This is a genomic window from Fusobacterium sp. FSA-380-WT-3A (genome assembly GCF_012843705.1).
Taxonomy (GTDB): Bacteria; Fusobacteriota; Fusobacteriia; order Fusobacteriales; family Fusobacteriaceae; genus Fusobacterium_B.
The window spans coordinates 122,208-144,358 of sequence record NZ_JABAFQ010000003.1; the positions used below are offsets into that span (position 1 = coordinate 122,208).

The 22,151-nt window shown below is 26.4% G+C and carries 14 protein-coding genes and 1 pseudogene; 10 read left to right on the forward strand and 5 right to left on the reverse strand.

The features are described from left to right. Positions 1 to 11 precede the first annotated feature (11 nt). The 10 genes and pseudogenes from HF862_RS03725 to topA all read left to right on the forward strand — a co-directional run bounded on the left by HF862_RS03725 (position 12) and on the right by topA (position 15,852). Positions 12 to 968 carry a YheT family hydrolase gene (locus HF862_RS03725; RefSeq protein ID WP_206038997.1) on the forward strand — a complete coding sequence of 319 codons (957 nt, stop codon included), beginning with the start codon at positions 12 to 14 and terminating at the stop codon, positions 966 to 968. A gap of 100 nt (positions 969 to 1,068) precedes the next feature. After that, positions 1,069 to 2,082, forward strand: coding sequence for a UDP-glucose 4-epimerase GalE (gene galE / locus HF862_RS03730; protein WP_170186588.1), 1,014 nt, complete (start codon positions 1,069 to 1,071; stop codon positions 2,080 to 2,082). A 237-nt stretch (positions 2,083 to 2,319) separates the two neighbouring features. Further along, the gene (locus HF862_RS03735; RefSeq protein ID WP_170186589.1) at positions 2,320 to 5,058 is read left to right on the forward strand and encodes a DEAD/DEAH box helicase; all 2,739 of its coding nucleotides are present in this window, start codon (positions 2,320 to 2,322) and stop codon (positions 5,056 to 5,058) included. Between the two features lie 10 nt (positions 5,059 to 5,068). Continuing rightward, positions 5,069 to 6,829, forward strand: a complete 1,761-nt coding sequence (locus HF862_RS03740; protein ID WP_170186590.1) for a hypothetical protein — start codon at positions 5,069 to 5,071, stop codon at positions 6,827 to 6,829. Positions 6,830 to 7,004: 175 nt separating this feature from the next. Continuing rightward, positions 7,005 to 8,033: pseudogene (locus HF862_RS03745) on the forward strand (asparaginase); the annotation flags it as partial. 457 nt (positions 8,034 to 8,490) lie between these two features. Further along, positions 8,491 to 10,476 (forward strand): excinuclease ABC subunit UvrB, encoded by a 1,986-nt coding sequence (uvrB, locus tag HF862_RS03750; protein WP_170186592.1) that lies wholly within the window; start codon positions 8,491 to 8,493, stop codon positions 10,474 to 10,476. After that, positions 10,476 to 11,678 (forward strand): exodeoxyribonuclease VII large subunit, encoded by a 1,203-nt coding sequence (gene xseA, locus HF862_RS03755; RefSeq protein WP_206038999.1) that lies wholly within the window; start codon positions 10,476 to 10,478, stop codon positions 11,676 to 11,678. The genes uvrB and xseA overlap by 1 nt, the downstream gene beginning before the upstream one ends. Beyond that, on the forward strand, positions 11,678 to 12,439 hold the full coding sequence (locus HF862_RS03760) for a tetratricopeptide repeat protein (protein WP_170186593.1): 762 nt from the start codon (positions 11,678 to 11,680) through the stop codon (positions 12,437 to 12,439). The genes xseA and HF862_RS03760 overlap by 1 nt, the downstream gene beginning before the upstream one ends. An 11-nt stretch (positions 12,440 to 12,450) precedes the next feature. Next, complete coding sequence (gene dprA, locus HF862_RS03765) at positions 12,451 to 13,512, forward strand: DNA-processing protein DprA (RefSeq protein WP_170186594.1); 1,062 nt, start codon at positions 12,451 to 12,453, stop codon at positions 13,510 to 13,512. Between the two features lie 30 nt (positions 13,513 to 13,542). After that, positions 13,543 to 15,852 (forward strand): type I DNA topoisomerase, encoded by a 2,310-nt coding sequence (gene topA / locus HF862_RS03770; protein WP_170186595.1) that lies wholly within the window; start codon positions 13,543 to 13,545, stop codon positions 15,850 to 15,852. A gap of 73 nt (positions 15,853 to 15,925) precedes the next feature. Here topA and HF862_RS03775 read toward each other — a convergent pair whose 3' ends face one another. The 5 genes from HF862_RS03775 to HF862_RS03795 all read right to left on the reverse strand — a co-directional run bounded on the left by HF862_RS03775 (position 15,926) and on the right by HF862_RS03795 (position 22,151). After that, positions 15,926 to 17,629 (reverse strand): carbon starvation protein A, encoded by a 1,704-nt coding sequence (locus tag HF862_RS03775; RefSeq protein WP_170186596.1) that lies wholly within the window; start codon positions 17,627 to 17,629, stop codon positions 15,926 to 15,928. 22 nt (positions 17,630 to 17,651) lie between these two features. Beyond that, positions 17,652 to 18,176 carry a hypothetical protein gene (locus HF862_RS03780; protein WP_170186597.1) on the reverse strand — a complete coding sequence of 175 codons (525 nt, stop codon included), beginning with the start codon at positions 18,174 to 18,176 and terminating at the stop codon, positions 17,652 to 17,654. A 9-nt stretch (positions 18,177 to 18,185) separates the two neighbouring features. Beyond that, positions 18,186 to 19,250, reverse strand: a complete 1,065-nt coding sequence (locus tag HF862_RS03785; protein ID WP_027128062.1) for a branched-chain amino acid aminotransferase — start codon at positions 19,248 to 19,250, stop codon at positions 18,186 to 18,188. Positions 19,251 to 19,581: 331 nt separating this feature from the next. Continuing rightward, entirely contained in the window at positions 19,582 to 20,310 is a 729-nt protein-coding gene (gene sfsA / locus HF862_RS03790; RefSeq protein WP_170186598.1) for a DNA/RNA nuclease SfsA, read from the reverse strand. 209 nt (positions 20,311 to 20,519) lie between these two features. Beyond that, on the reverse strand, positions 20,520 to 22,151 hold the full coding sequence (locus HF862_RS03795; protein WP_170186599.1) for an amidohydrolase: 1,632 nt from the start codon (positions 22,149 to 22,151) through the stop codon (positions 20,520 to 20,522).

Here is a 22,151-nt window from a genome sequence, read left to right on the forward strand (position 1 = left end):
ATGAAAGAAAAATGATAGAATATAAACCAAACTGGCTTTTTAAACACAGACATATAAATACCTGTTTTCCAACTTTATTTAGAAAAATAAGTTTAAACTACACAGAAAGAGAAAAAATAAATACCTATGACGGAGATTTTATCTATATTGATTGGGTAAAAAATAATAATAAAAAACTTTTAATACTTTGTCATGGATTAGAGGGAAGTTCTAAAAGCAAATATATTCAAGGACATGGAAAATATTTTTCTGAAAGAGGTTGGGATATAATAGCCATAAATTATAGAGGTTGTGCTGGGGAAAATCAAAAACCCTCTGCTTATCATGGAGGACTTACAGATGATTTAAAAATCTTGGTAGAAGAAAAAGGAAAAAATTATGAAACTGTTGTAATAGGTGGTTTCAGTTTAGGTGGAAATATTGTACTTAAATACTTAGGAACGGAAAAATATCCTGATAATTTAAAGTGTGGTTTTGCTGTTTCTCCCCCTTGTGACTTCTTTTCGTCTAATAATCAATTAAAGAAAACAGAAAATAAAATCTATGCAATAAGATTTTTAAAAAAGTTAAAAAACAAATGTGAAGAAAAATATATAAAACATCCTGAATGGAGAGAAGTTATAGATATTGAAAAAATAAGGAAAACTAAAACAATAGAAGAGTTTGATGACGTTTTTACAGGAAGATTTTTTGGATTCAATGGGTATAAAGATTATTATTCAAAGGTGAGTAGTAAAAAAGATATGATAAATATTTCTATTCCTACTTATATATTAACTCCATTAGACGACCCTATGATGGGAAAAGAGTGTTATCCTTATGAAGAAGTTAATCAAAATAAAAATATAACTTTAGAAACTCCAAAATATGGAGGACATGTTGGCTTTTCATCTTTTAAAGATTATCCATATGTGTTAGAAGAAAAAACTTACGAGTTTGTAATAAAGACTTTAGAAAAATCTTTTTAAATAAAGTTGATTAAGTTGTAAAAAAAATAATAAATTTTTTTTGAAAAACCTATTTAATAAAGTATAATTATGGTATAAATATTTATTGTGAGGTGAAAATATGGCAGTTTTAGTAACAGGTGGAGCAGGTTATATTGGAAGTCATACAGTAGTTGAGCTTTTAGGAGCAGGAAAAGAAGTTATCATAGTAGATGATTTAAGTAACAGTTCAGAAAAAGTAATTGACAGAATAGAAGAGATTACAGGAAAAAGACCTAAGTTTTATAAATTAAATATTCTTAATAAAGAAGAATTTAAAAAAGTATTTATGGAAAATAAAATAGATTCTATTATTCACTTTGCAGCTTTCAAAGCTGTTGGAGAATCTGTAGCAAAACCATTAGAGTATTACACAAACAACCTTGTAAATACTCTTACAGTTTTAAATACAATGAGAGAATTTAATGTTCATAACTTTGTATTTAGTTCTTCAGCAACAGTTTATGGAAATCCTCATACTTGTCCTATATTAGAAGATTTCCCATTAAGCACAACAAACCCTTACGGAAGTACAAAACTTATGATAGAAGATATGTTAAGAGATATTTGTAAGGCTGATTCTACTTTAAATGTAGCAATCTTAAGATATTTTAATCCAGTTGGAGCTCATGAAAGCGGAAAAATTGGAGAGGAACCAAATGGAATTCCTAACAATTTAATGCCTTATATTACAAAAGTTGCTATAGGAAAATTACCTGTTTTAAGTATATATGGAAATGATTATCCTACTCACGATGGAACAGGAGTTAGAGATTATATTCACGTTGTAGACTTAGCAAATGGACATCTTAAAGCATTAGAAAAATTAGAAACTAGTCCTGGACTTGTAACTTACAATTTAGGAACAGGAAAAGGATATAGCGTCTTAGATATGGTTAAAGCATTTAGTAAAGCTTGTGGACATGACATTCCATATAAAATTGTTGAAAGAAGACCTGGAGATGTTCCTATGTGTTATGCTGACCCTACTAAAGCAAAAACTGAACTTGGTTGGGAAGCTAAATATGATTTAGATAGAATGTGTGCTGACTCTTGGAGATGGCAAAGTAATAATCCTAACGGATATAATGACTAATTAATCAAATATTTTTATTAGACTGTTGTAAGATTTTTACAACAGTCTTTTTTATATATTAAATAATTTTTATAAAATATTTTTTTATTTTAAAAATTTTATTTATCCTTTAAAACTTAAAAAATTTATAATCAGAGGCACTCTTTCAAAAGTATTAATAAAAAAATACCTTCCTTGTCAAAATTAAATTATTATGATATAATATCCATTGGAAATTTTTTTAAAAGGAATGAAAACATGGATAATTTAATAGATGAAAAAAATATATATTTTATGTTATGTTCTGATGAAAATGGTGGTTTTATAAGAGCTATAGACAATCAAAAAAATAAAATCACAGATTTTTCTAATTATAATATAAAAAATGAACATATACAAAATATTATAGCTATACTAAAAGATGTTGAACAGGATGACTTCTTTTCAGGTTGGGGAGATGAGCCTAATAATAAGGAACTTTATTTAGAAGATGCTGCAGAAGTTATTAATAATTTAAAAAATATAGATACCTTTGTAGATGAAAATTTTAATAAAATACTTTGGAGTTTTGAAGAAAATACTCTTACTTTAAAGATTGAAGATATAGAGAATAATGATGCAATTTTAAAATCTCAATTATTACTTAATAAAAAGTATACTGATTTTAAAGTTATAAGTGAAAACCTTATTTTTAGAAAGGGAATTATCTATGTATTTGATAATTTTATAGATGATATTCACTTTATTCAAGAGATGAATACAGAAATTCCAAAGGATTCTGTTGAAGCATATTTATCTCTTGCAAACCACTATATAAAAGATTTAGAAATTTTATATAACGATTTTTCTTTAGAGGAAAAAAAAGATATAGAAGCTATTCCACAACTTTCTATCGAAAAGATTTCAAAAGACAACAGCTTATTTTTAAAAATTGAAACTTTCTTTTCCACAATAAGTGATTCTTTCATAAAAGAACATGATTTAGAAAAATTAATACTTATTAATAATTTGGAAAAGAAATTACTTCTTTGTGAAGTAAATCATAAAACTTTTGAATATGTAATAGATGAAATTATAAAACTTTTATTAAAACATCAAAGAAGTTTTTCTATCCGTTCTGGATATTATTTAGATGAAGGAAATCTTTTAATAATTCAAGAGGATATTGCAAAAGAATTCATTACAAAAGATTTATTTCAACTAGCTTCAAAATATAGAATAGTTGGTTCTGATAAACTAAAAAAATATAATATTAAATTTATAAAACCAAAATTAATCGGAAAATTATCAACTTCTATAGACTTTTTAGAAGGAAATTTAGAGGTTGAAATAGGAAATGAAAAGTTTAGTATCATAGAACTTTTAGCTAAACTTAAAAAAGATTCATATATTGTGCTTGGTGATGGAAGTAGTGCTATCATTAATAAGAAATATATAGAAAAATTAGAAAGAGTATTTGAAAATACAACTTCTAATAATGTAAAAATCTCTTTCTTTGATTTACCTATAATAGAAGATTTAATAAATGAAAAAATATTTGAAGATGGACATAACCCTCAAAGAGATTTCTTTGAAGGAATCAACAATATATCTTTAAATAGTAATCTTCCAAAAATCAATGCTACTTTAAGAGAATATCAAAAATATGGTTACCATTGGATATCATACTTATTAGAAAATAATTTAGGTGCTTGCTTAGCTGACGATATGGGACTTGGAAAAACTTTACAAGCAATCTCAGTTATAACTAATTTACATAGTAAAAAACTAAGTGAAAAAACTCTAATTGTAATGCCAAAAAGTCTTATTTTTAACTGGGAAAGTGAAATCAATAAATTTAGTCCAAATTTAAAAGTAGGAATTTATTATGGTACTAACAGAGATTTAGATACATTTAAAAAATTTGAAGTAATATTAACTACATATGGAACTATTAGAAATGATATAGAAATTTTAAAAGATATAAAATTAGATTTTGTAATTCTTGATGAATCTCAAAATATAAAAAATATTTATTCACAAGCTAATAAAGCTATAATGCTTTTAAATACTAGATATAGATTAGCTCTTTCTGGTACTCCAATAGAAAATAATCTTTTAGAGCTTTATTCTCTATTTAGATTTTTAAATCCAACTATGTTTGGCTCTTTGGATAATTTTAACAGATATTATATTCTTCCAATCCAAAAAGATAATGATAAAAATGCTATGGAAGAGTTAAAGAAAAGAATTTATCCATTTATTTTAAGAAGAGTTAAAAAAGAAGTTCTTAAAGACTTACCAGAAAAAATTGAAAAAACTCTGTTTATAGAAATGAATAAAGAACAGAAGAAATTCTATGAAGAGAGAAGAAGTTATTATTATAATCTAGTTCATATGAGTATCAAAACTCAAGGAATAAATAAAAGTCAATTTAGTATTTTACAAGCTCTTAATGAATTAAGACAAATTGCAAGTTGTCCTGAAAATAAAAATCCAAATATTTTCTCTAATAAAAAAATAGCCGTCATTGAAAATGCTATTGAGGCAGTTGGAAATAACCATAAAGTTTTAATATTTGCTAACTATCTAACTTCTATAAATAGTATTTGTAAAGAATTAGAAAGCAGAGGAATAAAATATTTATCAATGACAGGGGATACTAAGGACAGACATATTTTAGTTGATAAATTCCAAACAGACCCAACTTATAAAGTATTTGTTATGACTTTAAAAACAGGTGGTGTTGGACTTAACCTTACAGCAGCAGATACTATATTTATCTATGACCCTTGGTGGAATAAAACAGTAGAAAATCAAGCAATAGATAGAGCTTACAGACTTGGGCAAGACAATACTGTATTTGCTTATAAGATGATACTAAAAGATACTATTGAAGAAAAAATATTAACATTACAAAAAGCTAAAAGTTTACTTATAGAAAATTTAATATCTGATGAAGGGGCGGATTTCAAATTCTTAAGTGAAGAGGATATTGAATTTATCTTAGGTAATTAAGGAGTAAAAATTGGGAATTAATAAAGATAGATTTAGAAAAGCCTTAGATAATTTTTATACACAGGAGATGTTGTATAATCTTTTTAAAACATATTTTATAAAATGGATTGCTGATGGATATATCGGTATAAATTTAGGACTTTTTGAAGTTTCTCTTTTAACTGAAAATAGTCCTAAAATAAAATTTTTAGATTTAATTGAGCAAGTATTTTCAAAGGAAAAGATATTTTTAACTATTTTTCATACCTTACCAGAAAACATACAAAAAATCTTTACAGAAATTGCTTGGAATGGAAAATATCTTATTTCTCCAGAAGAGAGAGATGTATTTTTTAAAACAAATCAAAAATTTTCATCTATTGTAAATCTAAATGAGAATTATTCTTTCTTTAAATATGGTGAAGATAACAAAAAAAATGAGTTTTTATATTTAGACAATGATATTGTAAGATGGTATAGACAATTCCTACCTAAAAATAAAGAATGTTTTATCTATACAATAAATAAAGTAGATGGATACAAAGTAGGAAATAATGAAGAAAGTATTATTGAAAATTTAGGAAAATATTTTAATTTCTTTAATGATAACAAACTAGAAATCTCTTCTAGTGGAAAGTTATTAAAATCCTCTAAAATTGGAATGCATAAATATTGTAATATTGAGGAATATTATACTGACTTAAATGATTTGGACTTCTTAAAAACTGAAACTATAGCACTTTTCTTTTATATATTAAAAAAAGAATATTTAACTTCTACATATATGAAAGGAAATAACTTAAAGACAATTATATTAGACTTCTTAGATGGTAAAAATATTATAGATGATAATTATACCTTCCCAAGATTATATTTAAATTATCTAAAAGGATATGCAAAACCTAAAAAAACTAATAGTGAAGTTATAAGAGGAATTCATACAATTAGAGATATTTTACAAAATATATCTCCTAATAAAATTATAAGTGTGGATAATATTATAAATTATATAATTTATAATGATAAATTTATTGAAATTTTAAATGTTGATGAAGTATATGAACGTGTATATATTAATGAAGCAAATTATGAAAGAACAAAACTTTTAAATTATGAAGCTTATAGAGACTATATTATAGAGCCCTTTATAAAATCTATACTTTTTATTTTAGGTACTTTTGGAGTTTTAGAGATTTATTATACTGCTCCAAATGGAAAAAATTCTCTTTATCTTAGACACGGTTACTTATCCAAATATGATGGAATAAAAGCTTTTAAACTTACTGAATTAGGGGAATACATCTTTGATAAGAGAGATTCTTTTGAATTTAAGCAAGAGGAAGAGGGAGTTGTATTCTTAGAAGATGATATTTTAATAGCAAGTATTGTTGGGGAAGCTCCTACTAGAGCTTTATTCTTAGAAAGTATTGGTAATAAGATAGCTCAAAATAAATATAAACTTTCATATGAAAGTTTCTTAAAAAAAGTTTCTAATAAAAAAGAAGCTGAAGAAAAAATCAATGAATTTAGAAAGAAAATTTCTGAAACTCCTGGAGAAATTTGGGAGGAATTTTTTGAAGGAGTTAAAGAGAGAATGTCATCTGTAAAATTATTACAAGATTATAGTGTGTTACAACTTAAACAAGATAAGGAATTAATAAGTTTTATTTCATCAAATAAAGAGCTATCTAAAATTATATTAAAAGCTGAAAATTTCCACATTATAATAAAAAATGAAAATATAGATAAATTCCAAGAAATTTTAAATAGTAATGGATATTATTTATCATAAAATAATAATTTTTAAATTTTTATTCTTATAACAATAAGGCTATTGCATTTTATAAAAAAGAATATGCAATAGTCTTTTTTATTTGTATATTATCAAAAATAATAGTTTTTATTTTGTTTATTCTTATAATTTTTTATGATATAATTTTATTGAAAAATATTTTTTGGAGGTACAAATGCTAGAAAAAGTATTAATAATAAATACAGGTGGAACAATTGGGATGGTTCATAATGACCCAAAAGACCCAACTAGCCCATTAAGACCAGCAAATGATTGGAATGAAATAGCAAAAGAACATCCTATTTTAAAAAAATTTCCAACAGATTATTATCAATTTAATCCTTTAATAGATTCTTCTGATATGTCTCCAGAAGTTTGGATAAAAATAGGGGAGCTTATAGAAAAAGAATATGATAATTATAGAGGGTTTGTAATTTTACATGGGACAGATACAATGGCTTTTACAGCTTCTGCTCTTTCTTTTATGTTTAAAAATCTTTCTAAACCAATAATACTTACAGGTTCTCAAGTTCCCCTTCAATTCCCAAGAAGTGATGCTTTACAAAATCTTATAACAGCTATTCAAATAGCTGGAAATGAAATTTATGGAGTTAGACTTGTTCCTGAAGTTGCTATATTTTTTAGAGATACTTTGCTTAGAGGTAATAGAGCCAGAAAAATAGATGCTACAAATTATTTTGGTTTCTCATCTCCAAACTATCCAGCTATTGGAGAGATTGGTGGAGATATAAAAATTATAAAAGATAGAATTTTAAAACCTAGTAATGATAAATTTTATGTAGATAAAAGAATATCTAATCAAGTTATTGTATTAGAACTTTTCCCAGGACTTAACTTTAATTATTTGAAAAAAATCTTTGATGATAATTGTGATATAAAAGGGGTTATCCTAAAAACTTTTGGAAATGGAAATGCTCCAACTAATAAGGAATTTCTTGAAATATTAGAATATATCTCTTCTAAAAATATTGTTATTATTGATATTACTCAATGTACAAAAGGTTTTGTTAAAATGGGATTATATGAAGCTAGTGCCAAACTTACAGATGTCGGAGTTATAAGTGGAGCTGATTTAACTCCAGAAGCTGCTGTAACAAAACTTATGTATTTATTAGGAGCTTATAAAGATATTAAACAAGTAAAAAGAAAAATGCAAGTTGATATTAGTGGAGAACAAACATTAAGTCAATATGATTTTGTGATTGAAAATGATAAAGAGTTTACTGATAATTTTTCTATGGAAATTGTTGTACCTAAAAAATTAAAAAAAGAATATTTAGTAAAAGCTGTTGTTCGTATAAATAAAATTATTGAAAGGGAGTTTGATGATAGAGAGTTAGAAATAACAATGTCTATGGAAAGTTTAGATGACTATAACGATAATTTTATAGAATCAAGTAGCAAAATAAAGAAAAAAATAGACACAACACAAAAAAGTGCCCATATTCTTTTTAATAACTCTGTTAAAAGAATTTTAGATAGTAGTAAATCTGTTAAAATTTCTATGAATAGTAATATGAAAATAAAATGGGAAAATATTAGTTTCTCTATTTTCTCTGAATTAATTTAATTTTTTTGACTTTATTTTATCTATAAAATATTATACAATAGTGTATATGATTTTTTGTTTAGGAGATTTTATGTTTAAATTACATTCTAATTTTAAGCCTACAGGTGACCAACCTCAAGCTATAGAAACTTTGACAAAAAGAATAAAAGAGGGAGTAAAAGACCAAGTATTATTAGGTGTAACAGGTTCTGGTAAAACTTTTACAGTGGCTAATGTTATTGCCAATGTTGGAAAACCTACTCTTATTTTAGCTCCTAATAAAACTTTAGCAGCTCAGCTTTATTCTGAATACAAAAAATTTTTTCCAGAAAATGCTGTTGAGTATTTTGTTTCTTATTATGATTATTATCAACCTGAAGCTTATATAAAATCTACTGACACATATATAGAAAAAGATTCATCTGTAAATGATGATATAGATAGACTTAGAAACTCAGCTACTGCTGCTCTTATAAATAGAAAAGATGTTATAATTGTAGCTTCTGTATCAGCTATTTATGGATTAGGTTCTCCTGAAACTTATAAAAAAATGACTATACCTATTGATTTAAAAACAGGATATGATAGAAACAAATTAATAGAAAAATTAATAAATTTAAGATATGAAAGAAATGATATTGCCTTTGAAAGAGGAAAATTTAGAATAAAAGGTGATGTTATTGATATATATCCATCATATATGGAGATTGGATATAGATTAGAATTTTTTGGTGATGATTTAGATGAAATTTCCACTATAAATACTTTGACAGGACAAAAAATTCAAAAGAATATACAAAGAATTGTTATATATCCCTCTACTCATTATTTGACAGAAGAGGAAAAACTTGAAAAAATAATTGAAGAAATAAAAAATGATATGAATGTAGAAGTTCAAGCTTTTAAAGATAAAGGAAATATTTTAGAAGCTCAAAGATTAGAACAAAGAACCAATTATGATATAGAAATGATACAAGAGATTGGTCATTGTAAAGGGATTGAAAACTATTCAAGATATTTAAGTGGTAAAAAACCTGGAGAAAGACCAGATACTTTAATAGATTATTTTCCAAAAGATTTTTTAATATTTATAGATGAATCTCATATAGGTGTTCCACAAATTGGTGGAATGTACAATGGAGATAGAGCTAGAAAAGAATCTCTTGTAGAAAATGGATTTAGATTAAAAGCTGCTCTTGATAATAGACCTTTAAAATTTCAAGAATTTAGAAATATTTCAAATCAAACAGTTTTTATTTCAGCAACTCCTGGAGATTTTGAAATAAAAGAATCTAAAGGAAATATTGCAGAACAACTTATTAGACCTACAGGGCTTCTTGACCCTGAAATTGAAATAAGAAAAACTGAAAATCAAGTTGATGATTTACTAAATGAAATAAGAGAAAGAGTAAAGAAAAAAGAGAGAGTTTTGGTTACAACTCTTACTAAAAAAATGGCTGAAGAGCTTACAGAATATTATTCTACTTTAGGTGTAAAAGTAAAATATATGCATTCAGACATTGATACTCTTGAAAGAATTGAAATAATTCGTGAATTAAGATATGGAACTATTGATGTTATAGTTGGAATCAACCTTTTAAGAGAGGGGTTAGATATTCCAGAAGTTTCTCTTGTGGCTATTCTTGAAGCTGACAAAGAGGGATTTTTAAGAAGCCGTCGTTCTCTTATTCAAACCATTGGAAGAGCTGCTAGAAATCTAAATGGGAAAGCTATTCTTTATGGAGATATTATAACAAAATCTATGGGACAAGCTATTGAGGAAACTGAAAGAAGAAGAAAAATACAACATGAATATAATGTATTTAATAATATAGACCCAAAATCTATAATTAGAGAGGTTTCTGAAGAAATTTTAAATCTTGATTATGGATTAGATACAGAAGAAATCTCTAAAAAATCTCCTACTAAGAACTTCACTAGTAAAGAAGAGATTGAAAAAGAGATTGAAAAACTTTTAAAAGAAATTAAGAAATGTTCTGAAGAACTTGATTTTGAAACTGCTATAGTAAAAAGAGATAAAATGAATCAGTTAAAAAATATATTATTGGAGTTATAATGAAAGATAGAATCTACAATGTTTCTGAATTTAATAAAATAGTAAAAGAATATGTAGATGAAATTCCTGAATTTCATAATTTTTTTCTAAAAGGTGAGTTATCAGGCATAACTTATTATAGAAGTGGACATCTATATTTCACCTTAAAAGATAAAAAATCTCAGATAAAATGTGTAGCATTTAATTATAAATTAAAAAGAATTCCAGAAGATTTAAAAGAGGGAGATAATGTTACACTTTTTGGAGATGTTGGATTTTATGAGGTTCGTGGGGATTTTCAAATACTTGTCCGTCACATTGAAAAAGAAAATTCAATAGGTGAGTTGTATAGAAAATTAGAGAAGTTAAAAATCAGAATGGAGGAAGAGGGATATTTTTCTCCACTCAATAAAAAACCTCTACCAAAATATCCTACTACAATAGGAATAGTTACATCTTCTATTGGAGCAGGACTTTATGATATAATAACTACAGCTAGAAAGAGAATGGATAATATTAATATTTATGTATATCCAGCTAAAGTTCAAGGAGAAGGTTCCGTTGAAGAGATTATAAAAGGGATTGAAACTCTTGATAAAATTCCAGAGATAGATTTAATTATAGCTGGAAGAGGTGGAGGAAGTATAGAAGATTTATGGTCTTTCAATGAAGAAAAAGTTGCTCTTGCTTTCTTTAATTGTAAAAAACCTATAATATCAGCTGTTGGACATGAAACAGATTTCCTTTTAACAGATTTAGTAGCTGATGTTAGAGCAGCAACTCCTACTCAAAGTATAGAAATCTCTGTTCCTGTAAAAAAAGAGATTTTATCATTATTAGATGATGATAAAAGATATCTTACAACTCTTATAAATGAAAAAATAAAAAATTCAAAATTAATTTTAGAAAATAAGACTCAATCATATGTATTTAAAAATTTTAATAAAAAAATTGAGAATGCTAGAGAAGATTTATATGAAAGAGAATTACTTTTAGAAAAAAATCTTAAACTAATATTGGAAAGAAAAAATCAAAATTTAAAATTACAAGTTGAAAAACTTATAGCCTTAAACCCTTTGAATATTCTTTCGAGAGGTTTTTCTGTGGTTAAATCTAATGATAAAATAATAAAGTCATCTAAAGAGATTAAAAATGGTGATGAACTTTTTATAAAACTATATGATGGTAGTCTAAAAGCTACTGTAAAGGAGATAAAAAAATAATGAAATATTTTTATAAAATTTTATTAATCTGTATTTTAACAGTAAATATTTTTGCTAGTCCTCTTTATTCAAATTCTTCAAAAGATAAAAAGGATGAAAATGTAAAGATTGCCCTTGAATTACAATATCGTGATAAGGATAATCATAATAGACTTACAAAATTTAAAATTCCTATAAAAGTAAAAGAAAAAGATGACCCAAGACCAGCTGATATTGCTACTATTGAAGAGTTAGTAAATAGAGAGAGAGTTAGAGAAAAAGCTGCTGCTATGCTTGAATATTATGAAGAAGCTTTCCGTTATCATATTGAATCTATCAGTAATGATTCAAAAGAGGTATATAAATTAGGAAATTATTATTTTACTCATGGAAAATATGAAAAAGCAAGAGAAGTTTTTAGTAAAAATATAAATAGTATTGAAAATCTTTTTGGAGCTGCTGTAACAAATAGATTTTTAGGTGATTATGATACAGCCATTTTATATTATAGTGAAGTTATTGATATGAATCCAAACTTAGCAGAACCTTATCTTGAAAGAGGTTTGTGTTATAGAAATCAAGAAAAATATAGAGAAGCATTAGCTGATTTGTTAAAATATAAGAAAATGAGAAATACAGAGGAAGCTTATGCTGCTTTAGGAAATCTTTATATTTTGAAAAAAGATTATTCTAATGCTAGATTTGTTTTGAATGATGGAAAAATATTATATCCTAATTCAAAAATTATAAATGAACTTTTAATAAAATCTCATGGTAAATAATAGGTGAAAATATGGATTGGTATAGATTAAGAATTGTGGGAATTAAAGATAGTATTATAGCTAAACTTATGCTCCGTTTTGAAAAATATGAAGATATTTTTTCATTAGATAAAGAATTATTAAAATTATATTTTAAATTTGATGAGGAAACAATTTCTTTAATATATCAGTCTAAAAAAACAAATTTAGAAAAAGAATTGACTTTTCTTAAAGAAAAGAATATAAATATTATATCTTTAAAAGATAAAAATTATCCAACGAGTTTAAAAAATATTTCTCATCCACCTTTATTTTTATATTATAAAGGAGATATATCTATTGCAAATGAAAAAACTATTGGAATTGTTGGAACTAGGCAACCAACTACATATGGAAAAAGAGTATGTGAAAAAATAACAAGTGATTTAGTGAAATCTCAAGTTACTATTGTAAGTGGATTAGCTTTAGGAATTGATACAATTTCTCATAAAACTGCTCTTGAAAATAATGGAAAAACTATTGCTGTTATTGGCTCTGGTTTAGATATAATTTATCCTAGAGAAAATAAAAAATATTGGGAAAAGATTGGAGAAAAAGGGCTTTTAATATCTGAATTTCCTTTAGGTACTGAGCCACTATCATATAATTTTCCTATGAGAAATAGAATAATTGTAGGTTTATCCAAAGGAATTATTGTAGTAGAAAGTAAAGAAAAAGGAGGAAGTCTTATAACAGCTTCTTTAGCTTTAGAAGAGGGAAGAGATGTCTTTGCTATACCTGGAGATATTTATTCTCCTGTCTCATCAGGAACTAATAATTTAATAAAAAATTCTGAAGCTAAACTTATCACTTCTAGTGAAGATATACTCAAAGAATTTAACTGGCCTATAGAAAAATATGATAAAATAAGTTTAAATCTATCAGAAGATGAAACTAAGATATATAATATTTTAGAAAAAGAAAAATCACTAGATGAATTAATTGTAATTACAGGAATAAAAGCTAAAATTTTATTAGCTATATTAATGGAAATGGAAATAAACGGATACATTCTAAGTATTAGTGGAGGAAAATATATTAGAAAAATAAAATAAATTTATTTTATTTTGGAAAGGTTTGATATTATGAAGAAGAATGATAAAAAAAATCTAGTTATAGTAGAATCACCAGCAAAAGCTAAAACTATTGAAAAAATACTAGGAAGTAATTTCCAAGTAACAGCTTCTTTTGGGCATATTAGAGATTTGCCTAAAAGTTCTTTAGGTGTTGATATAGAAAATGGATTTACTCCAAATTATTCAACCATCAGAGGAAAGGGAGATGTTACAAAAAATTTAAAAGCTTTGGCTAAAAAATCAGATAAAGTTTATCTTGCTTCTGACCCTGATAGAGAAGGAGAGGCTATAGCTTGGCATATTGCTCATACTTTAAAACTAGATGAAAATGAAAACAATAGAATAGAGTTCAACGAAATTACAGCTTCAGCTATAAAAGAAGCTATAAAACATCCTAAAAAAATTGATATAAATAAGGTTAATGCTCAACAAGCTAGAAGAATTTTAGATAGACTTGTGGGATATGAAGTTAGCCCTCTTCTATGGAAAACTGTTTCATCTAATACAAGTGCTGGTCGTGTTCAATCAGTAGCATTAAAATTAATTTGTGAATTAGAAGATAGTATAAAAGCCTTTGTACCTGAAAAATTTTGGGATATAAATGGAGAATTTGAAAATAAAATTAAACTAGCTTTATACAAAGTTGATAATAAAAAAATTGATAAATTAAAAGATGAAAAAATAGTTGAAAAAATTAAATCTCTTAAGGGAGAGGAATTTTTAGTAGAAAGTGCTAAGGTTACTAAAAAAACTAAAAATCCACCTGCTCCATTAAAAACAAGTACTCTTCAACAACTTTCATCTTCATATTTAGGATTCTCAGCTACAAAGACTATGAAAATAGCTCAGGGTTTATATGAGGGAGTTAATATAAATGGAACTCATAAAGGACTTATTACATATATGAGAACTGACTCTATAAGAATTTCAGAAGAAGCTTCAAAAATGGCAAAAGATTATATTCTTGAAAATTTTGGAAAAGAGTATGTTGGTGGAGAAGTTAAAAAATCTACTAAAAAACAAGAGAATATTCAAGATGCCCATGAGGGAATTAGACCTACAACTATAGAATATACTCCTGATTATTTATCTAAATTTTTAGATAAAGACCAATTAAAATTGTATACTCTTATTTGGGAAAGATTTTTAATCTCTCAATTAGCTCCTATGAAATATGAGCAATTTGAACTTATCTGTTCAAAAGAAAATATCCAATTTAGGGGAGTTTTAAATAAAATCCTATTTGATGGATATTATAAAATATTTAAAGATGAAGAAGATATTCCATTAGGAGATTTCCCTAATATTAAAAAAGATGATTTATTAAAACTTTTAAAATTAAATATAAAAGAAGATTTTACAAAACCACCTGCAAGATTAACAGAATCATCTCTTATTAAAAAATTAGAATCTGATGGAATTGGTAGACCATCTACTTATGCTACTATTATCAATACTTTAAAAGACAGAGAATATGTTACTCTTAAAGGAAAAAGTTTTATTCCTACAGAATTAGGATACCAAGTTAAACATGTACTTAATGAAAATTTCAAAAGTTTTATGAATGTTAAATTTACTGCTGACATGGAAAATAAACTTGATGATATAGCAGAAGGTAAAGAACAATGGCAGGAAGTTCTTGAAAAATTCTATTCTGAACTTTCTAAATATATTGAAAAATACAAAAAAATTGTTGACGAAGATGAAAATAAAATCATTGTTTCAGATGTTATTTGTCCTTGTGGTAAAGGATATATGATAATGAAAAATGGTAGATTTGGTAGATACCTTGCTTGTAATGAAGAAGGTTGCAAACAAAATATCTCTCTTCGTGGAATAGATATTCCTATGGAAGATATACAAAAAGGAAAAATATTTGTAAAAGATATTTTAGAAGCAAAATTAGAAGAGAAAAAAGGAAAATTAACTGATGTTTTCAGTGATGATGGAGCTAGATTATTACTTAAAGTTGGACGTTTTGGAAGTTACTTAGAAAGTGAAAATTATACTAATGATAATATTAGAGTTCCTCTTCCTGGAGAAATAAAGAAAGCTTTAATGCAAAATCAAGTTTTAATAGAAGATGGTGTTGTAAAATTAAATGAAAGATTACAGGCAATAAAATCTGAAGAAAAGGCTATTCTTGATAAAGCTGGAGTTTGTGAAAAATGTGGACGTCCATTTAGAATTGGTAAAAGTAGATTTGGTAGATACCTTGCTTGTACAGGATACCCAGAATGTAGAAATATCAAAACTTTAGATAAAGATGGAAATATTATAGAAAAAAAGGAAAAAATACCTACTAAAAAGAAAAAATAATTATTAAAACAAAAGCCACCCTTTCGAGTGGCTTTTGTTTTTTAACATTACAAAGGATTTATACCGAAATCAACTACTTAGTTGAATTAGTATTTTTTTTAAGGTCAATTAAAACTTTTGTTCCTTCTACAACTAACATAAAAGCAAGAATAAAGATAAAGAAAATTACAACTGATTGTAATCCATGTACTGCTAATTTTCCTTGACCTGAAATTAATAATGCTATATTAGTTTTAAATGAAATTAATAAAGAACTCATAGTTGCACAAATCATAAATATCATAGGAATAAATAACATTTTATTATTTCTTCCTGTTTTTGCTAACCATACAGAAACTCCTAAGAAACATGGTACAGCAACCAATTGGTTACATGCTCCAAATATAGGCCAAATATTTTTATATCCTCCAAGACATAGTAATCCACCTAAGAATACTGTAATGATTGTAGCTACATACATATTACTAAATGATTTTTTAATTCCTACATTTTCTTCTGGATTTTTAGAAGTAAATAACTCTTGGAATAAAAATCTTCCTAATCTTGTAGCTGTATCTAATGAAGTTAAAGCAAAAGCTGAGAAAGCTAGAGAGATTACTGTAAATGTAGTTCTAACAGCTACATCATTAAATCCCATTGCTCCAAAGAATCCTGAAACTCCTGTAGCGAATACAACAGCTGGTGAACCAGCTGGCATTTGCCCATCTTTAAATAAAACTCCTACTGTAATTAAAGCAATAACAGCTAATACACATTCTATTAACATAGAACCATATCCAATCATTTTAGCATCTTTTTCATTGTCTAATTGTTTTGAAGTTGTTCCAGAACCAATTAATGAGTGAAATCCTGAAATAGCTCCACAAGCTACTGTAATAAATAGATATGGAAATACAAATTGTCCATTAAAACTATTTTTTAATCCTGTAAAGCTTGGTAAATTAATTGTTGGATTTGTAAATACAACTCCAATAAAAGCAGCTAAAATCATAAAATATAATAAGAAACTATTTAAATAATCTCTTGGTTGTAATAAAATCCATACAGGTGTTACTGAAGCAATAATAATATAGACAAACACAAATCCTAACCAAAAATTTTTACTTAAATAAATAGGGAATTTTAATCCTATGTATATACATAAAATTAAAAGAGCCACTCCAACAACTGAAGAAATAACAAGTGGAGCATTTTTTCTATATACTAAGAATCCAAAAGCTATAGCTAGTGGGATAAATAATACAGAAGCTGTAGCTACTGACCCATTAGCTTGAATATATGTTTTTGTTCCATCAGCTGCTATTGTATATCCTTGAAAAGTACTAGCTACAATATCAGCAAAGGCAGCAATAACTAATAAAATTACTAACCAAGCAAATGTTGTAAATAATACTTTACATTTATGCCCAATATATTCTTCTATAACTTCTCCTAAAGTTTTTCCTCCATGTTTTATTGAAACAATGATAGATGAAAAATCTTGAACTCCTCCAAAGAATATTCCTCCAATAACAATCCATAAAAATACAGGAATCCAACCAAAAACTGCTGCTTGAATAGGTCCTGTTATTGGTCCTGCTCCAGCAATAGAAGCAAAATGATGTCCTAATAAAATAGGAGCTTTAGCTGGTACATAATCTACTCCATCTTCCATTGTATGAGCTGGAGTTACTTGTTTTGGGTCTACTCCCCATTGTTTTGCTAACCATGAACCATATGTTACATAGGCTACTAAAAATAAAATAATAGCTAATGATAAAATTAATAAACTACTCATATAAATTTCCCTCTCCTTATCATCAAATTTTTAAACTTTTTTCAAATACACTTATAATTTCTTTAGATGATTTATTATAGTATATTTTATTTTTTATTAAATCTACACCTATAAATCTAGTTGTTAAAAAACCTCTTATAGAAAATAGATATGTTTTCTCAAATTTAAATTTTTCTATTTTTCTTTTTACATTTTCTGAAATTTCATTTGAAGATATAAAAACTATTGATATATAACTTGTCATATGATTTTTAGGAGGATATTTTTCCCCTTTTCTCACATAATCTTTTTCAATACTATTTTTTATTAAAAATTCTATGTTATCTATATCTTTTTCGTTAAGTTTCTCTACTTCTAAGAAAAAAATATATTCAAAATTATTAACTTCCCAAAGATTAACTTCTTTAACTAACACATATTTTTCAGCCTTGGAATTAAAATATCCATAGGCTGAAAAATTATACTCATCAATTTTAAGATTTTCTTCTATATCAAAACAACTTTTATATACTTCCAATAAATTATTTAAATACTCTTTTGATTTCATAAACCTCTCTTATTTAACTTCTCTTGTCCAATTTTTTGTATCTTCTAGTTTACCCCATTGAATACCTGTTAGAGTATCATATAATCTTTGAGTTAAAGCTCCTGTTTTAAAATCATTGATAACAGCAGTTTCTCCTCTATAGAATAATTCTCCTACTGGAGATATTACAGCGGCAGTTCCTGTTCCAAAAGCTTCTTGAAGTTTTCCATTTCTAGCTGCTTCCATTAAGAAATCTATAGTAAAATGTTCTTCATGTACTTTATATCCCCAATCTTTTAAAAGTTGAATACAAGAATCTCTTGTTACACCTGGAAGAACTGTTCCATCAATAGGTGAAGTATAAACTTCTCCATCAACTAAAAACATAACATTCATTGTTCCAACTTCCTCTACATATTTACGTTCAGCTCCATCTAACCAAAGAACTTGTGTATATCCTTTTTGTTGAGCATTGTATTGAGCTAGGATACTAGCTGCATAGTTTCCTCCACATTTTGTAAATCCTGTTCCACCTTTACAAGCACGAACTAATTCTTCTTCAACATAGATTTTTACAGGACTAACTCCTTCTGGATAATAGTTTCCTACAGGTGATAAAATTATTGCAAATAGATAATTACTTGCTGGATGGACTCCTACTGTAGCTTCAGTTGAAAACATAAATGGACGAATATATAGAGAAGTTCCCTCTGCTGATGGTATCCATTCTTTTTCATATTCAACTAATTTTTCTATAGCTTCAACAAACATATCTTCTGGAAACTCTGGCATACAAAGTCTTTCACAAGATTTTTGCATTCTTCTGGCATTCATTTCAGGACGGAATAATAAAACTTTTCCCTCTTTTGTTCTATAAGCTTTTAATCCTTCAAATACCTCTTGAGCATAATGTAAAACAAATGAAGCTGGGCTTAAAGATAGTGGTCCATAAGGAACTATTCTTGCATCATGCCATCCTTTTTCTTTTGAATAATCCATTAAAAACATGTGGTCAGTAAAATATTTTCCAAATCCTAATTTGTTTTGGTCTGGTTTCTCCTTTAACTCTTTAACTCTTTCAACTCTGATTTCCATAAACTTCCTCCTTGTAATGTCTATAAAAAAAACAGCCTTGAGCCAAGGCTGTTTTTTATTTTTTACTTAATTTTTTATAAAATTTTTTTCATTTTATCCCTAGTAAAAAACGGTTACACTAAACAACTCTTAGCACTTATTTTTTGTACGTCAAAACTTCTGATATTCATGCATATCAGATTTATTATACTTATGACAAATATTATGCTAAGTAGTTTAAACATATAACCCTCCCTAAAGTTTTCTTGGGTAAAGTATAAAACATTCTTTAAAAAAAATCAAGTGTTTTTTTTAATTTTTTTGTTTTTCTTAAATTTTTAGTATTTTTTTCTTAAAATATAGTATTTTCTTTAGAAATAATATTAATTTTTTTATCAGTAAAATAAATTTTTCCATTTTTTAATTTTAATTGAATTGGATATACTTCTACACCTTTAGTTAGAGCTTTATAAAAAGTCTCAAAAAATGATTTATCTGTTTTATAATTTGGTATAAAACTATAAGAATCTCTAAAAATTAAAAGTATTACTGCTGCTCTTTCTCCTTTTTCTTTAATTTCCATTAAAGTTTCTAAATGTTTTACTGCTCTTTCAGATGGGGCATCTGGAAATATAGCTATTTTATTTTCTGAAAGTGAAACTCCTTTCACTTCAACCCAAATTTTTTCTCCTTTTTTTTCTAAATAATAATCAAGACGACTATGTCCATTTTTTACTTCAGCTTTCACTAAATCCACTTCTCCAAAAGGTGATATTGAAAAATCTCTTAAAATATTTTCTGAAATATATCTATGAAAAGATGAATTTAAAAGAATATCCTCTCCATCAGGTGCTTTAGCTGAAATTAAATCCCATTCTGTTTTTCTTTTTGTTAAATCTTTAGCTTTTCTAAGAGAAACTTCATTCCCTTTATAAAGTAACTCTTTTATTCTTCCACTATCATGTACATGAACTGTTACAATACCTTTATTTTTTAATTCTACTTTTGAAATAAATCTATTGGGTCTTTCTAAAAACTTTCCCATTTCATTTATTTCAATCTCATATATAACTTTTTCCATTTTACCTCCATAAGTTTTTTTATATTTTATCATAAAAAAATAGATTTTATAATTGGTAAGTATGAAATAAAATTTAAATAATCTATGAAATAATTCAATAAATAGGAAATAATTTATTGAAATATAATTATTTCTTTAAAATAAATGAAATAAAAATAATATTTTTATAAAAAAAGCTATTGTAAAATTTACAATAGCTTTTTAATCTTTTATTTTTGAGAATAAACTATTTTTCCACCAACCATAGTTATAACAGGTTTTATATTTCTAATTTCCATAGGGTCAACTGTAAATATATCTTTATCTAATATAACTATATCTCCATAATAATTTTCTTTTATTCTTCCTTTTCTATCTTCACAAAATTCAGCATAAGCACTACCTATTGTATAGGCATCTATTGCTGTATAAATATCTACACATTCTTCAGGATAAAATCCATTTATTGGTTGTCCATTAGCATCTTTTCTTGTTACAGCAGAATAAATATTTGGGAATGGATTACAAGATTCTACAGGACAATCTGTTCCATAAGATATTTTGCCACCTAATTTATCAAGAGTATTAAAAGCATATGAAGTAGAAGCTAATTCTTTTCCACATCTATCCTCTACTATTTTCATATCATAATCTAGGAATATTGGTTGGTACATAACAAGCATTCCAGACTTTGCAATATCTTCTAACATCTCTCTATCAGTAATTTGACAATGAACAAGAGCATGTCTTAATTTATTTTCACCATCAATAAAAGCTTTTTTATAACATTCTATTGTTTCTTTTATAGCTCTATCTCCAATAACATGGGTAACAACTTGAATTCCATGTTCTTTAGCAATAGCACAATATTGCTCCATCTCTTCTGTTGTTGTAAAATGTTCTCCTGTTGTTGTTGGGTCATCATTATATGGTTTACACATAAGAGCAGTTCTTGCTCCTAAACTTCCATCTTTAAAAAGTTTTAAAGGTCCTAAAGTTATCCAATTTTCTTCTGAATAACCATCTCTAGTAAATTCTCCCTCTGTTACATATTTTTTAAATTCTTCTACATCTGTAAAACAAACTTGATGTCTATAACGAAGAAGTCCTTTTCCCTCTTTAAATAATTTTTTAAACATTGCAAAATGTTCATCTGTTGATTTTACTATTGTCGTTCCTATATCATTACTTTGTACACTTGTAAGTCCATAAGAAACTGCTTGTTCCATACTTTTTATAAGCATTCTCTCTCTATCTTCCATTGTATAATCTGGAATAAGTTTTTTTACAAAGTTACAAGCATTCTCTGTAAAGATTCCATTAGGATATCCATCTTCTCCTATCATAAAAGTCCCACCAGGCCATTGAGGAGAATTTCCATCAATTCCTAATAATTCTATTGCTTTTGTATTTGTTGATAATATATGACCACAAACACGCTCTAATATAATTGGAATTTCTGTAGAAATTTTATCTAAATCAAATCTTGTTGGTATTCTTTTATCTGGAAAATAATCTTGATTCCAACCTATAGCATGGATACAATGTTTTGTTAACTCAGGATTTTCTTTTTTAAATTTTATACATCTTTCAACTAAATCTTCTACTGAAGTACAATCAAAAGTAGATACTTCTTGTAATACTTCAGCAAATTGTATAAGGTGTAAATGAGAATCATTTAATCCAGGAATTACTGTTTTCCCTTCACAATCTATTTTATTACAATCTTCTAAACATAATGGTAAAAGCTCCTCTTTTTTTCCAACTTTTTTTATAATTCCATCTTCTATAAGTATAGCTTCTGTAAATTTTTCTCTTTCAAGATAAACTTTCCCATTAAATATTAAAGTTTGTTTACTCAT